Annotated in this window: 3 protein-coding genes; all 3 read right to left on the bottom strand. The window is 75.4% G+C overall.

The genetic code is table 11. The features are described 5' to 3' along the window. Positions 1–1,284: serine/threonine-protein kinase (locus J5Y09_RS16685; protein WP_209352943.1), on the bottom strand; the 1,284-nt coding region annotated here is incomplete at its 3' end. A gap of 99 nt (positions 1,285–1,383) precedes the next feature. Further along, positions 1,384–4,380 carry a CHAT domain-containing protein gene (locus J5Y09_RS16680; RefSeq protein ID WP_209352942.1) on the bottom strand — a complete coding sequence of 999 codons (2,997 nt, stop codon included), beginning with the start codon at positions 4,378–4,380 and terminating at the stop codon, positions 1,384–1,386. A 4-nt stretch (positions 4,381–4,384) separates the two neighbouring features. Then, on the bottom strand, positions 4,385–15,361 hold the full coding sequence (locus J5Y09_RS16675; RefSeq protein WP_209352941.1) for a two-partner secretion domain-containing protein: 10,977 nt from the start codon (positions 15,359–15,361) through the stop codon (positions 4,385–4,387).

Raw genomic sequence — 15,361 nt, 5'->3', positions numbered from 1 at the left:
GGCGGCCTGTTCGCGCAGGGCGGCGTCCTGCCGCGCCTGCTCGGCGGCCGCGGCCTCCCGCGCCGCCTGGGCGCGCGCCGCCTGCTCCCGCGCGGTGGCGTCGCGCTGCGCCTGTTCGCGCGCGGCGGCGTCCCGGGCGGCGGCCTCGGCGCGGGCCGCCTGCTCCCGCGCCGCGGTCTCGCGCGCCACCTGCTCCTGGCGCTGGCGCTCCAGTTCGGCCGTGTTCGGCCCCGCGCCGGGGCCGGCGAGGAAGTACCAGCCCGCCACGGCGGCGATCACCAGCGCGCCGGCGCCGCCGGCGATGGCCGCGACCGGCGCGCCCTTCTTCTCCGGCGGTGGGGCGCCTTGGCCCGGGCGCTGCATCGTGCCCGTGGCGCCGGCGGGCATGCGGCCGGTGACGACCGTCGCGTCCTCGTTCAGCCCGGGCAGGCCCGGCAGGCCGGAAGGCTCGGGTGCGGCGGCGGGGGCGCTGGCGGCGGCGCGGATCGCCTCGGCGAATTCCACCGCCGAGCGGAAGCGGTCATCCGGCCGCTTGGCGAGCGCGCGCGCGATCACGCCGTCGAAGGCCCTCGGCGTGGTGACCGAAAGCGAGGACGGCGGCGGCGGTTCCGTATGCAGGGCCTTGTGCATCACGGCCGAGAAGCCGCCCTCGAACGGCTTCTCCCCGGTCAGCAGCTGGTACAGCATGACGCCGGCGGCCCAGATGTCCGCGCGCAGGTCCACCGGTTCGCCGCGGAACTGCTCGGGCGCCATGTAGGACGGCGTGCCGATCAGCGTGCCGACCTGCGTCATCGACGAGTTTTCCAGGCGCGCGATGCCGAAATCGGCGATCTTCACCTGGCCGTCGGTGGTCATCATGATGTTGCCGGGCTTGATGTCCCGGTGCACCACGCCGCGCTGGTGGGAATAGTGCAGCGCCGCGCAGACCTCGCCCATGATCCGCACGATCTCGGGGACGGTGAAGCGCTCCTGCTTGTCGAGCCGGCCCTTGAGGCTGCCGCCCTCGACCAGCTCCATCACGATCCAGGCCTGTGTCGCGTTCTCCCCGTAGTCGTAGACGCCGACGATGTTGGGGTGGGACAGGCGGCCGGCGGCCTGCGCTTCCCGCCGGAAGCGGGCGTGGGATTCCACTGCCTCCGGGTCGTTCTCGTTCGGGCGGTTCACCACCTTGATGGCGACGCGGCGCTCGATGATGCGGTCCACCGCGTCGTAGACCGTGCCCATGGCGCCGGCGCCGAGCGTGCCGCGCACCTCGTACTTCTGGTTCAGCTCGGCTGGCAGCATGGGCCCGTGGGGTCTCCGGCGTCCGGCGGTCGTCCTTCGGCAAGACTACAGCCTTGCCGCGCAGATGTCGTCACCGGGCGTCCCGGCAAGTCCGCCCCGTCACAGCCGGGCCGGCGCGGGGGCTGCGGCGGTCGCCGCGCCTGCCCGCCTGCCGTCGCCGATCAGCACGAACGGCGCCCAGTAGTAGGGATGGGCGAAGGCCGCGGGCAGGTTCCGCCCCGCTTCCTCCAGGATCAGCATCTGCGCCCCGCGCAGCGCGGCGGCGGATGTCGCCCCGCCCTGCTGGCGGCGCAGCGTGTCGGCGACGGTCAGCGCGGCGGCCGCGTCGTCCACCGCCCAATGCGTCACCATCAGCCCGCGCGCCCCGGCGTAGAAGAAGGCGCGGGCGAGGCCGGACAGCGCCTCGCCGCCGCCTTCGCCGCCCGGCCCGCCGGTGTTGCAGGCGGACAGGATGACGAGGTCGGCATCCATCTTGAGGTCGAGCACCTCGCTCGCCTTGAGGAAGGCCGTGTCGGCCGAGGGCGCCCCGCCCGGCGGGGAGGCGACGATCGAGGGTTCCGGCAGGCAGGACAGTTCCCCGGGCAGCAGCGCATGGGTCGCGAGATGCACGACGCGATACTGGTCGAGCCGCTGGCGCCGCAGGTTCGCGATGGTGAAGTCGGCGCCGAGGATCGCACGGTCCGCCGCCGCGCCGAGCAACTGGCGGGAGGCCAGAACCTCCGCCCGCGTGCCCGGCAGCCGGCCGAGCCCGGTGGCGAGCCGCGCATCCGTGCCGCAGCGGTCGGCGGGGAAGGCGCGGGCGAATTGCGCGCCCGATGGCGGGGTGAAGTCGCCGAAGCCGATATACGGGTTGGGCGCGGTCGAGCCCGTGCCGGCGGCGCGCAGCGTGACGAGCGTCTGCGGGCTCGGCACATGGACGATGGCGTGGCGGCGGATCAGCCAGGGCGCGCCGACCAGCTGGTCGGGCGATGCCGGGCCTGCCAGCAGCATGCCGAAGGGCAGCGCCAGCAGCGGCCCGTCGGGGGCGACCACCAGCGTCTCCGCCCCGTCCAGCGTGCCGGCCAGCGGGGCGACCAGCAGCCGGTGCAGTTCCTGCGCGGCGTCGGTGTCGAAGCGCGGCACGCCGCCGGCGCCGATCTCGGAAGAACGACGGATGCGCGACACCAGCGCGGCGACCGCTTCCTCCCCCACCGGCACGCGGCGGGCATCGACGCGGCCGTCGCGCACGGCCATCACGAAGCCTTCGCGGGGGCCGAGCAGCATGGTCAGCAGCGCTTCCCCGCGGCCGAGCGCGCGTGCCACGCTGTCCGCGTCCACCGAGGCGAGCAGCAGCTGCCTGTAGCCCGGCGCGGCCGATGCGACCTGGCCCTCGGCATCCGCGCGCCGCGCCTGGGCGGCGGCGATGCGGTCGTCCAGCGCCGCGTTCTGCCCGCTGGAGGAATCGCGCTCGGCGAACAATTCGCGCAGCTCGCGGTCGGCGTCCTGCAGCCCGCGCACCGCGCCCTGCACCGCCTGGTTGCCTTCCGACACGCCGAGGCGGGCGGAGGCCTGCTGCACGTAGCGCGCGGTGCTGCTGCGCTGGGCGAGCTGGGCTGCGCCGAACATCTCCGCGCGCAGCGCCGGGGCGAGCCCCGGGGTCGCCGCCGCTTCCTGGTCGAGCGCGTCGAGGTAGGGGACGACGAGGCCGACCGGCAGGCCGATCTGCCGCGCGCGCAGGATGGCCGCGCCGGCGCGGAAGGCGGTCAGGGCTTCCGCCCGCCGACCGCCGCGCATCCGCTGCTGGCCGGCGAGGAACAGCGTCACCGCTTCCGGCCTTTCGCCCGGCGCGGCGATGGCGAAGCGCCCGGCCGCGCGTTCCATCAGCTGCGCCGCCGCTTCCGTGCGGCCGAGCCGGATGTCCGCGCCGGCTTCCGTGCGCATCGCGCGGCCGACCATCATGTTGGGCTCAAGGCCCGCATTGCGCAGCACGGCGCGCGCTTCCGCGACCAGCGCGGGTGCTTCCGCCGCGCGGCCGGCGCGCGTCAGCGCCACCGCGCGGTTCCGCTTCGCCTCGGCCAGGCCGAGGATGGCCGATTGCTCGACCGGGTCGGCGAGCAGCTCGCTCGTCTCCCCGTCGCGCCGTTCCCGCCGGGTGGAGGGGGCGAGGGCGGCGTAGCGCGCCTCCGCCTGTTCCAGCAGCGCGATCGCCGTGCGCGGGTCGCCGGAATTGAGCGCGTGCAGCGCGCGGTAGTGCAGCAGGCGCGCGGGCGTCGCCGGGTCCGCCGCGCGCGGGGCGAGCGGCGTCGCGCGGTCGAGCAGCGCGCCCGCATCGGCGAGCCGCCGCTGGTTCGACAGGTTCACCGCCAGGTGCAGCATGGCGGTCACGGTGTTGGGGTTGTCCCGCCCGAGCACGCGTTCCTGCACGGCGAGGGCGGCGCGGTAGGCGTCCTCGGCGGCGGCGAAGTTCTCGGTCTGGTTCAGGTCGCGGCCGAGCGCCATCAGCTGTTCGTAGCGGCCGACATCGGTGGCGCTGAAGGCATCGGCCGAAAGCCGCGCGACGGCGAGTTCGAGCGCGGCGGAGCGCGAGGCCGCGGCGGTTCCCGCGCTGCGCCCGGTCGCCAGGCGCTCGATCACCGGCAGGGAGGTGGCGACGCCGTCGGCGACCACGGGGCCGGAGGGGCCGGCCGTGACGATGGCGACATGCGGCCAGCCGCCGGCGCGGCGGGTGCAGGCGAGAAGCCGGGCTTCGCCGCCGCCGGCGATGGTGGTGCGCGTCGGCGCCGCGCAGGCGACGCGCTGGTCGAGCCAGGAACGCCACAGCCCCGAGGCTGCGATCGCGTCGAGATCCGCCGGGCCGGCCGCGCCGGCCAGTTCGACGACGCGCGCGGCGGGCTGCGTCCAGCCGCCGCAATAGACCTCCCGCGTGCGCAGCACCTGCCGGTCGGCCGGCGCGGCACGGCCGGGCTGGACCTGGCAGGGCTCGTTGCGGGCGTCCGTCCCGGCGGGCTCGCCAGCCGTTGCGGCTGCGGAACGTGTCACATAGGCGTCGGGCGGCGGGGCCGAGCAGGCGGCCAGCGCCCCGAGCGCCGCGGCGGCGAGCAGCGTGCGCATCGGCATAGGCTCAGTAATCCTCCTCCGCGACGTTCGGGATCTGGACGTCGGGATCGGTGATCCGGCCGCCGCCGAGGGTGATGTCGACCCGCTGCGGCGGGGCCTGCGGGATCGAGATCACCTGGCTCGGCACCACGCAGTTGACCGAGGAGACGACGCAGCCGTTGAACCGGTAGCGCGAGAGCGCGCCCGAGGCCGCCGGGCGGGTGCTGTCGGCGAAGCGCGCCGCGGCCGAGCCGCTGACCGGGCTGCCGCTGATGTCGGTCAGGTTGCCGGTCAGTTCCGACCCGCCGCCCGTGCCGTGGATGCCGAGCCGCCCGGCCGAGACGATGGTGCCGCTGACGAAGCCGCCATCGATCAGCAGGAAGATCGGGCTGCGCCCCGCATCGACGTTGATCGCGAGCAGGCCGGCGGGGGCGGAGGAGGCGGGGCCGAAGACGCCCGGCACCTCGGTGCCCGGCAGGCGGACCTGCATCGGCTGCTGCGCGTTCGGCACGCCCGGTATGTCGGGCCGCACCACCGACAGCGGATCCGGCCGCGCGCCGGCGATGCGCGTGTCGAACATCACCACCGGCAATTGGCTGCTGTCGAGCGGGCGGATGGTGATGACGTCCCCGGCCGAGATCCCCGCGGGGGCGGAGAACAGCACCGCGCGGCCGAGCGTGAACGTGCCGCCGTCTACCAGCATCGTGCCGGCCGATTCGACGTCGAGCGTGCCGGTCGTGATGTTCATGTCGCGCAGCGTCACCGCCCCGCCGGCCAGCCGGATGCTGTCCGAGGAGACGAGCGTGCTGCCGGTCGCGGTCAGCGGGCCGGCGGTCTCGAGCCGGATGATCGCCGGGTCGATCGCGAAGGACTGCATCACGAGCCCGCCGCCCGAGAGCAGCGCGATGGTCCCCGGCGCGCCGATCTTGCCGTTGGCCAGCGTCGCGAGGCCGCCGGCCGTGAGCGTGACATCCGTGCCCGCCGTCATGCTGCCGCCCAGCGTCATGGCGCTGCTCGAGCCGAAGGTCAGGCCGAGGCCCGCCTGCGTGACGCCGGAATGGGTCAGCGTGCCGCCGGCCTGCAGCCGCACGTCGCCGCCGGCCCGCAGCGTGCCGGTCGCGCTCAGCCCCGCGCCAGCGGTCGCCTGCACGCCGCCGGCCGCGACGAGCGAGCCGCCGAGCGTGATCGCGCCCGGCGCGGTCAGACGGGCCGTGCCGCCGACCGTGCCGTTGCCGGTGAAGGACAGCCCGCCCGTGCGGGCCGCCAGCGTCGCGTCGCCGCTCGAGGTCAGGCGGCCCGCCACGTTCATCGCCCCGCCCGAGGAGAGGCTCGCCGTGCCGGGCCCGCCCGCGACGGCGAGGGAGCCCGCGCCGCTGACCGTCAGCGTGCCGGAGGTCGTCAGCGCCAGCGTGCCGTTCGCCGAGACCGCGCCGCTGACCAGCAGCGGCAGCACGGTGGTGAAGCCGACCGCGCCGCCGGCCGCGAAGCCGGTGATCTCGGAGACCTGGTTCGCCTCGGTCAGCGTCACGGTGCCGCCGGTCACGGCCAGCCGGTTCGCGGCGATGATCGCGCCCGGATCCTGCGTGATGCTGCCGCCGGGTGCCCTCAGCGTGGCGCTCGTCGCGTTCGCGCCGTTGCCGCCGATCCGCCCCGTCAGGTCGATGCTCGCCCCCTGGAGGGTGATGTTGGCGGCGGTGACCGGGCCGGCGGCCAGGGCCCCTGTCGCCGTCAGGGTCGCGCTCCTGCCGGCGGTGAGTGCCGCGGCGATGGTCGCGGACCCGGCATCGGTCGCGATCGTCACCGGGGTGGCTGTCAGCGTGCCGCCGCCGGTCACCGTCAGGTCGCGCGTGGCGTCGAGCCCGGCGATCCGCGCGTCGATCGTGCTGCGCAGCGCGACATCGGCCGGCGCCGTGCCGCCCGCGGCCAGCCGCCCGGCGGTGATGCCGGCGAAGGCGTCGATCCGGTTCGCGCCATTCGCGCCGAAATCGCCCTGCGCGGTGCCGGTCAGCGTCGCCACGTCGACCACGCCGCCGGTCTGGACCACGGCGCCGCCCGCGATGCCCGTTCCGCCCGCCACCAGGTCGAGCTGGCCCACGCGATCCCCGCCGCCGTCGCGCAGCGCGACATTGCCGACGATGCGGATGTCCCCCGCGCTGCGCAGCGTGCCGTCCGAGCCGATGCGCAGCCGTGCCGCGGCCGGGCCGCCATCGCCGATCCGCGCCATTTCCGCCGCGTCGAGCGCGAGCGTGCCCGCGCCCGTCCCGCCAAGCGTCACCGTCCGGCCGAGGCTTTCGGGCAGCAGGTTCACCGTCCCGCCTGGCGCGCGCAGCGCGGCCTGGATGTCGAGGTCGTCCGCGCGCAGCACGATGCGCGCGCCGGTGCCGGCGACGACCGAGGTCCCCGCGCCGCCGTCGCGCAGCGTCATCAAGCCCGCGCCGCCGCGCACCACCACGTCGCCGCCGGCGGTGACACCCTCCAGCGCCGCGATGCGGTTGCCCGCATTGCCCGGGTCGAGCAGCACGGCGCCCTTCGTGAAGATCGCGCGCAGCGCCGCGACGTCGAGCACGCTGCCTGGATTCTGCGTGAGGCCATCAATGCCCGCGAGGGAGAGCAGCCCGACGCGCGGGCTTGCGCCATCCACCAGGTCCACCGTGCCGGCGATGGTCACCGCACCCGTGGTCGCGACATCGCCCAGCGAGAGCGTCGCCGCCGGGGTGACGGCCGGCAGGAAGGAGAGCTCGGTGGAATCGAGCGTGATGCGCCCGGCGTTCACGCTGCCGGCCGCGCCGCCGAGGACGTAGCCGAACGTGCCGTTCGCCGTCGCCGGCAGCAGCACGATGGTCCCGCCCGGCGCGCGCAGCTGCGCGGCGATGGCGAGGTCGTCGGCGCGCAGCGTCAGCGTCCGGCCGGTGCCGACCTGCAGCGCCTCGCCCACCGTCAGCGTCGCGCCGGTGCCGATCCGCAGCGTGGCGTCGCCACCGGCGGACAGGCCGAGGCCGAGCGCCGTGCCCGCCGCGCTGCGCCCGCCGGCGAGCGTGCCGATGGCGTTGCCCGGCTGGTCGAGCGTGATGGTGCCGCCGGCGAGCGCGGCGAGCCGCGCGGCGCTGATCGCCGTCCCGGCCTGCTGCGTGATGTCCCCGGCATTCGCCCCGCCGGTGAAGCCGCCGGTGCGCAGGATGATCTGCCCGGCCGGCCCGGCGGCGGAGAGGTTGCCGGCGATGGTCAGCCCCGCGGCCTCGAGGGTGAGGGTGCGGTTCGTCCCGACCGAGAGCGGCAGGTCGATGGTCAGCGCCGTGCCGTTGCGCAGCGTGATGTCGCCGCCGGCCGACAGCGCCGTCAGGTCCTGGATCGCGTTGTTCGCGACGCCGGTCGCGAGGTTCGCGCCGTCGAGCCGGATGTTGCCGGCGGTCGCGGTCGCGGACAGCGTGCCGGCGGCGAGCGTCGCGCCGGGGGATTGGAGGATGTCGCCCGTCGTTGCATCGAGCGTGACCGTGCCGGTGGCGCGGATGTCGCCCAGCGTCAGCGCGGTGCCGCGGATGTCGACATTGCCCGCCACCGCCGCGCCGGCGCCGCCCGTGGCACCCGCCGTCAGCGCGCCGGTGTTGCGGAACAGCACGCCGTCCCGCGCCGTGGCGGTGAAGGTGCCGACGCTGTTGTTGCCCGTCAGCCGCACCTCGCCCGCCAGGGCATTGGCGGTCAGCGCCGTGCCGCTGACCGCCGCGCGCGGCGTCGTGCCCGTGATGTCGCCCGCCGTCGCGGTCAGCGCGACATTGCCGGCCTGCGCGCGGACCACGGGGACCGCGAGGCCCAGCGTGTCGGCCAGCGTGATGCTGCCGCCCGAGAGGGTGATGTTGCCCGCGGTGGCGTCGGCGCGCTGGACCGAGAGCGCGCCGCCCGTCGCGACGGACAGCGCGCCGCCCGTCTGCGCGTCCAGCGTGCCGATAGCGTTGCCGGCGCGGTCGATCTGCACCGTGCCCGGCGTCTGGCGCGCATCGATCACGAGCGTGCCGGCCGAGAGCGTGCCGGCATTCTGCGCGATGGTGCCGGCGCCGCCCGTCGTCAGCAGCATCTCGAGCCGCGCCGCGTCGGCGGGGTCGAGCGTCCAGGTGCCGTCGAGCCGGATCGCCGGGCCGGCGATGCGGATGGTGCCGCCCGCGGCGTCGAGCCGGGCGAGTTCCGCCGCCTCCAGCCGCGCCGTGGCGCCGATCGGGCCGGTGCCGCCGAGGCTGACCGTCTGCGTGCCGGTGAGTTCGATCCGTCCCGGCGTGCCCGTGGCGGTGCCGACATTCGCGCCAAGTTCGAAATCCGCCGCCTGCAGGGCGATGGTGCGGCCCGCGCCGGCCTGGATCGCCGCATCGACGGCGAAGGTGCCCGTGCCGCCCGCGACGATGCTGACGGACCCGTCGGTGGCGATGCCTTCCGGCCGCCCGCTGCCCGCCGCGACGCCGCCGATGGACCCGGCCGCGCCGCCCAGGCTGATGTCGCCGGTCGCGAAGGCGCTGACGCGGTTGACCGTGATGGCCTGGGCATTGCCCACGATGGCGCCGCCGCTCTGCAGTTCCAGCGCGTTCACGCCGGGCAGCGCGACGGGGGCGCTGAAGACGATGTTGCCGCTCGTCCCGCCCTGGCCGGTCGTGCCGCCGATGACGAGCCGATTGGCCGAGACCTGCTGCAGCGTGCCGGTGGCGAGGTTCGTCGCGCCGGCCGTGACGCCGCCGACGTCGATCGTCCGGCCATTCGTGAAGGGCGCGAAGCGCACGACGCCGCCGGGGGCGAGGAAGGCGGTTCCCGGCAGCAGGACAGCGAGGCCGTTGGTGAGCATCGTCGCGGTGCGGTTCGTGCCGGCGACGACGGGGGAGACGACGAACAGGGTCGAGAGCGCGTTGCTGAAGGTGACGTTCCCGCCGGCGAGGATCGACCGCGTGCCGAAGGTGAGGCCGTCCGCGTTCAGGCCTGCGACGAGCACCTGCACCTCGTTCGCGCGGGTCAGCGCGACGTCGCCCCCGGCCGAGGCCGAGAGGTTCGCCGCGGCGATGATGCCGCCCGTCTGGGTGATGTCGCCCGCGCCCGGCGTGTCGAACGTCGCGCCCGTGCGCAGCACCACCCGGCCGTTCGGGGCCGAGACGTTGCCTGACAGCGTCATCCCGCCGGGCGCTTCGAGCGTGATGCCGCCCGAGGAGGAGGAGACGCCCGCGACGGTCAGCGCGCGGTTGGTGCGGAAGGTGAAGCCCGCCCCGCCCGCGGAGCCCGCGCCGAGCGTGGCGACGGCGTTGGTGCCGAGGTCGAGCGTGACCGTGCCCAGCGCGTTCGCGACCAGCGTGCCCGTCGTGATCGGCGCTGCGGCCGCTTGGCTGATCGCGCCGCCGGTCGAGACCAGCGTGACGGTGCCGCCCGTCGCCGTGATGCCCGGGGCGGCGACGCTGACATTGCCCGCGTTGCGGAAGGCGAAGTCGCCGCCGCCGGCGCTGCCCGAGACGGTGCCGGTGCCGGGGACTGCGAGGCCGCCAACGAACGCGGGCGCGATGTTGTTCGCCGCACCCACGACATCCAGCCGCACGTCGCCGAGCGTGGCGGTCGCGACGAGGTTCGGCGCGGAGATGGAGCCCGTGGCGGATTGCGTGATGTCCCCCGTCGCGGCCGTCAGGCTGACGCGCCCCGTGCCGAACATGGACAGCGCGCCGTCGATGCCGATGGAAGCGCCGCGCAGGGCGAGTTCGTTGACCGCGTTGCTGCTCGCCGGCCCCGCGACCGTCAGCGTGCCCGCACCCGCGCCCGCCGCGCCGATCGTCACCGTCTCGCCATACAGGCGCCCGAGCACGCCCGGCCCGAGGGCGAGCGTGCCGGCCTGGTCGGCGCCGATCACGATGTTCCGGCCCGCGGTGCGGGTCGCGAGGTCGATGCTGCCGCCATAAGTCGGGTTGGCGCCCGCCGTGATGGCGCTGTCGGCATCGATGGCGAGGCCGTCCAGGCGCAGGCGCACCAGCCCCGTCGTCGCCGTGGCCGCGACGCCTTCACCGAGCGCGCTGCCGCCGGTCGCGTTGCGCACGCGCAGGCTGTCGGCCGTGATGTCGACCGAGGCCGCGCGAATGCCCGAGACGGTCTCGGAACCGAAGATGAAGCCCCCGGGCAGGAGCGGATTGAAGAACGGCCGGATCACGTCGGCGACCGTCGTCGTCTGGACCGTGCCGCTGCCGCGATAGCCGAAGGCGCCGGGGGTGAAGGCGCCGATGGCGCCGGCCGCGTTGGTCCCGGCGGTGAGCGCGATGTCGCCGGGCGCGTAGATCCCGAGCGTGCCCGCCGTGATCCCGCCCGTGGCCGTCTGGGTGATCGCCCCGCCCGCGCCGAGCCGCACCGTCGCGCCCGCCTGGCCGATATTGCCCGAGATCGTCATGCCGCTCGCCGCCGCGAGCGTGATGTCGGAGAAGGCGATCGAGCCGCCATTGGCGACCGTCAGCGTGCCATCGGTCGTCAGCCGCAGGATGCCGCCGCCCGCGCCCTGCGTCAGCGCGCTGTCGATCGTCAGCGGCCGGCCGTTGCGCAGCGCGAAGGTGCCGCCCGCGCCGCCGGCGCCGAAGGTCCCGACCGCGTTGGGCGCGGTGTCCAGCAGCACGGACCCGCTGGCCGAGGCTTCGAGCCGCCCGGCCGTGATGGTCCCCGTCGCGGTCTGGGAGACGTTGCCGCCGGTCGCCTGCAGCGTGACCGTGCCGGTGCCCGCCGCCAGTGCCGCGTTCACGTCGACGCTGCTCGCGATCAGCGTGATGTCGGCGTTGCTGCCGACCGTCGTCGGCGCGATAGCGCCCGAGACCGTGACCGCCGCGTTGGTGCGGAAGCGGAAGGCGTCGTTGAAGGAGAAGGTGCCGAGGTTGGCGACCTGGTTCGGCGCGGCGGAAAGGCTGACCGCGCCGGTGGCATTGGCCGTGAGCAGCGCGGTGGAAATGGTGCCCGACGCGGTCTGGGTGATGGTGCTGGCCGCACCGCCGCCCGAGGCGGCCAGGTTCACCGCCGTCGGCGCGGTGAGCGCGGCCTGGAGCGCGATGCTGCGCGCGGTCAGGTTGGCCGTGCCGCCGGCCTGCACCGCGCCGGCGATGGTCAGCGCGCCGCTCGTGCCGAGATTGACCGTGATGTCCCCTGGCGCCAACAGGCCGCGCGGCTCGGCCCCGCCATCGGCGACGCGGAAGGACCCGGTGCCGGTGAGCGAGAGGCTCCCCGCGCCCGCCTGGGCGACCAGTTCGCGCGTCGCGCCGCTGGCGATGATCTCGCTGCCCGTCCCCTGCGTGATGGTGCCGCCGGCGCGCAGCTCGATCCCGCCCGAAGCGCCGTCCGACGTCACGTCGAAGGTGCCGAGCGCGATGTTGCCGGTCGCGCCGAGCCGCACGCGCCCCGCCTCGACCGCGGCGCCGAGGGTGATGTCGCCGCCGGCCGCGACCTCGAAGGTGGTGGTGGCGGGCAGGGAGACCGCGCCCGCGATCTCCACCGCGCCGCCCGTGACGGTGGAGGCGCCGATCGTGGTGCTGCCGAGCCGGACGGTGCCGGCCGTGACGGCGTTCAGCGCCGTCTCGGTGATGCGCAGGCGGGTGGCATCGGTGGCGCCGCCGACCAGCACGCCGCGGCCCGCCGTGCGCGGGCCGATCTCCACCGTGGCCGAGGGCGCGGAGATGATGCCGCCCGTGGTGATCGCGTCCGTGCGCAGCGAGATGCTGCCGCCGCCGAGCTGTGCGATGCCGCCGGACAAGGTCAGGCTGTTCGCCACGACGCTGATGGCGCCCGTGCCCGTGCCGACGACGCCGCTCGCGCCGCCGCCGACGGCGACGGCGACACCCGTGCCCGTGATCGCGACGCCGTTGCCGCGCGCCTGGGTGATGCTCAGCGCCGCAGCGCCGGAGGTGAAGGCGAGCGCCCCGGTGGCCCGCGCGTCGAGCGTCGTCACCTGGTTGGCGAGGGTGAGCGCGACGGAGCCGGCGCCGCTGGTCGGGGTGCCATCCTGGCCGCGGATGGTCAGCGTGCCGCCTAGGTCGAGCGCCGCCGACTGCGTGACCGCGCCATTCGCCCGCAGCGTCGCGCCGGCGGCGGTGACGGCGCCACCGAGCGCGATCGATCCGGTCGTGCCGCTCGCGACGAGCGTGACGTTGCCGCGCGTCGCGCCATCGGCCGTGCTGAGCGGGCCGGCGACGCTGAGCGAGGTGCCGCGCAGCGCGAAGGCCTCGCCCTGGGTCGAGCCGCCGACAAGCCGGATGACGCCGTTCGCCCCGAGCAGGTCGACGCTGTTGTTGTTGCCGGTGACCGCGACCGTCAGGTCAAGCGCGGCGCCGGGCGCGGCCGAGAGCGGCGCGAGCACCGCCGTCGTCGCCTGCGTGATGTCGCCCTGCGCCTGGAGGACGGCGCTGTTGGCCTGCAGCGTGCCGTTGAGCGCGAGGTCCGCGGTGCCGGTCAGCGTGATCCGCGCTTCCCCGGCGACGGAGAGCGTCTGGCCCGCGGCGAGCGTCGTGTCGCCCGTCGCGGCGAGGGTGAAGTTGCCCGCGAAGGTGCCGCCGGTGAGCAGGTTGATCTCGCCATTGGCCTGGCCGAGCGTGATGTTGCCCGCGGCGGCGAGGCTGGCGGCGAGGTCGATCGGCGTGTTCGCGCCGGAGCGATGGGCAATGGTCCCGGCGCTCTGGCTGATGCCGGTCTGCGCGACGAGGTTGAGGTCGGTCGCGCGCACATTGGCGCCCAGTTCGATCGCGCCGGTCTCCGCCGTCAGCGTCGCGACATTCGCGGTCAGCGCCCCGGTGGTGCGTATCGCTTCCGCCGTCAGGGTGAAGTCGCCGGCCGCGGTGCTGGCGCGGAGCTCGACGGGGCCGTTGCCCGTCTGGTCGAGGGTGACGGGGCCGCTCGTCGTGTTCGCCGTCAGCGGCAGTTCGACGGGCGTGGCCGGCGTCGAATCACGGTGCGCGATGGTGCCGCCGCTTTGCGTGACGCCCGTGGCGCCGGACAGGGCGAGGCTGGTCGCACGGATGTCGCCCGCCAGCGTCAGCGTGCCGGTGGCGGCGGTCAGGCTCGTCGCGTTCGCGGTCAGGCTGCTGCCGACGCGCAGCGTATTGGCCGAGACGGTGAAGGTGCCGGCGGTCGCGCCGCTCGCGCCGAGGGCGAAATTGCCGTTGCCGGACTGCGCCAGCGTGACGTTGCCCGCGGAGGAGATGGCGGAGAGCGGCAACTGCGTCGTCGCGCTGGTGCGGTGCTGGATGTTGCCGCCGGTCTGGGCGATGTCGCCGCTGGCCGAGAGCACGACGGCGGTCGCCCGCACATTGGCGGCGAGGCTGATCGCGCCCTGGTTCGTCTCGAGCGTCAGCGTGCCGTTGACCGAGAAATCCGCGCCCGCGCGCTGGACGATGTTGCCGTCCGTCACGCCGGTGCCGACGCCCGCGCGCAGCGTCACATTGCCCGCATTGGTGCGGTTGACGGTGCTGTCGACGATGATCTGGCGATTGGCTTCGAGCGTGACGTTGCCGGCGGCGAACCCCGCGAGCGCGGCGGCGTCGATGCGGACCCAGTCGTTCGCGTTGCCCGTCGCGGCGCTGAACGTGCCCCCCGCGCCGATGGTGCCCGAGGGATCCGTCACCGTGCCGAAGGGCACGGTCGGCGTGCCGCTCGAGGAGATGATGATGTTCTGCGGGTCGAGCAGGAAGTCGCCGAGCGCGCCGTTGCCCGCCGTCAGGTCGACGATCCCCTGCAGCACGAAGGCGCCCTGGCCGGACACCTCGATGAAGCCGCCATTGCCGGACGTGGCGCCGCCGCGCGCGGTCAGCGTGCCGCGCATCTCGGTGCGATCGGCGCTGTTGACGACGATCTCCCCGCCATTGCCGGCTGTGGTGGCGTCGGCGCGGATGGTCGCACCCGCTTCCACCGTCGTGCGCCGGGCCATGGGCTGCTGCCGGCCGCGGCCCGCCGTGCCGACCAGCACGCGCCCGCCGCCCGCCGCGCCCGAGGCATCGACCGTGGCACCCGCGGCGACGGTGACGCCCTCGGTGGCCTGGATCGCGACCGCGCCGCCGCGCGCGCCGGCCCCACCCGTGGCGTCGATCGTACCCTCGACGCGGACGGACCCGCCCTCGGCGCGCAGCACCACCTGGCCCGCGCGGCCATCCGCCGTGGGGGCGGAGATGCGGCCGGTCTGGCGGACCAGGTCCTCGACCAGGTCGGAGGCCGCGTGCGCGGTCAGCAGCACGGAGCCGCCCGGCGCCTCGATGGTGCCGGAATTGGTGACGAGCGCGGCCCCACCCTGCGGCGCCTCGCGCACCGCCTGGGTGACGTCGATGCCGATGAGGCCGTCGCCGGCGAGGTCGAGGACGAAGGTCTCCGCCGCGCCGAGCGCCACGCGCCCGAGCCGCGCGCGGATCACGCCTGAATTGGAGACGTTGGGCCCGACCAGCGCGGCGAGGCCGCGATCGGCGACGGTGATGCTGCCGTGGTTCTCGACGCGCGCCCCGCGGCGCGGCGCCTGGTCGAACGCCATGCGCCCGGCCATGAAGTTCTCGTTGGTGATGCCGGCGGCCGAGGCGATCAGGCTGCCGACATCCACCTGCGCGCCCTGCGCGAAGACCATGCCCGACTGGTTGACGATGGCCACGCCGCCATTGGCCTGCACGCGCCCGGCGATGACCGACGGATCAGGCCCGACGACGCGGTTCAGCGTCCAGGACCCCTGGGAGGGCTGGACGAACTGCACCGTGTGCTGGCTGCCGACGTTGAACTGCTGCCAGTCGATCGCGGCGCGGTTGGTCGACTGGGTGACGGTGGTGCGGCCGGGCGTGCGCGCGATGCCGGCCTGGCCGGCGACGACCTGCCCGCCGGTCGGACCCTGGCCCGGCGCGGGCTGGGCGAGGGCGGGCCCCGCCGCGACCGGCAGCAGCGCCGTGGTGCCCAGCAGCCACAGGCGCGCGGGCTTGCGACGGATCGATGCGCGCGCCGGCGCCGGGGCGGGGGTACGGCCGGCGCGAGCCTGGCCCCGAGGCGCGCGACGGGCCAT

The sequence above is a fragment of the Roseomonas nitratireducens genome, assembly GCF_017813355.1.
GTDB classification, from domain to species: domain Bacteria; phylum Pseudomonadota; class Alphaproteobacteria; order Acetobacterales; family Acetobacteraceae; genus Neoroseomonas; species Neoroseomonas nitratireducens.
This window is presented reverse-complemented; position numbering and strand designations above follow the sequence as displayed.

Bases quoted from the DNA above. Each gene is read 5' to 3' on its own strand.
- J5Y09_RS16680 (WP_209352942.1), bottom strand. From the start codon at position 4,380: ATGCCGATGCGCACGCTGCTCGCCGCCGCGGCGCTCGGGGCGCTGGCC.
- J5Y09_RS16675 (WP_209352941.1), bottom strand. From the start codon at position 15,361: ATGGCCCGTCGCGCGCCTCGGGGCCAGGCTCGCGCCGGCCGTACCCCC.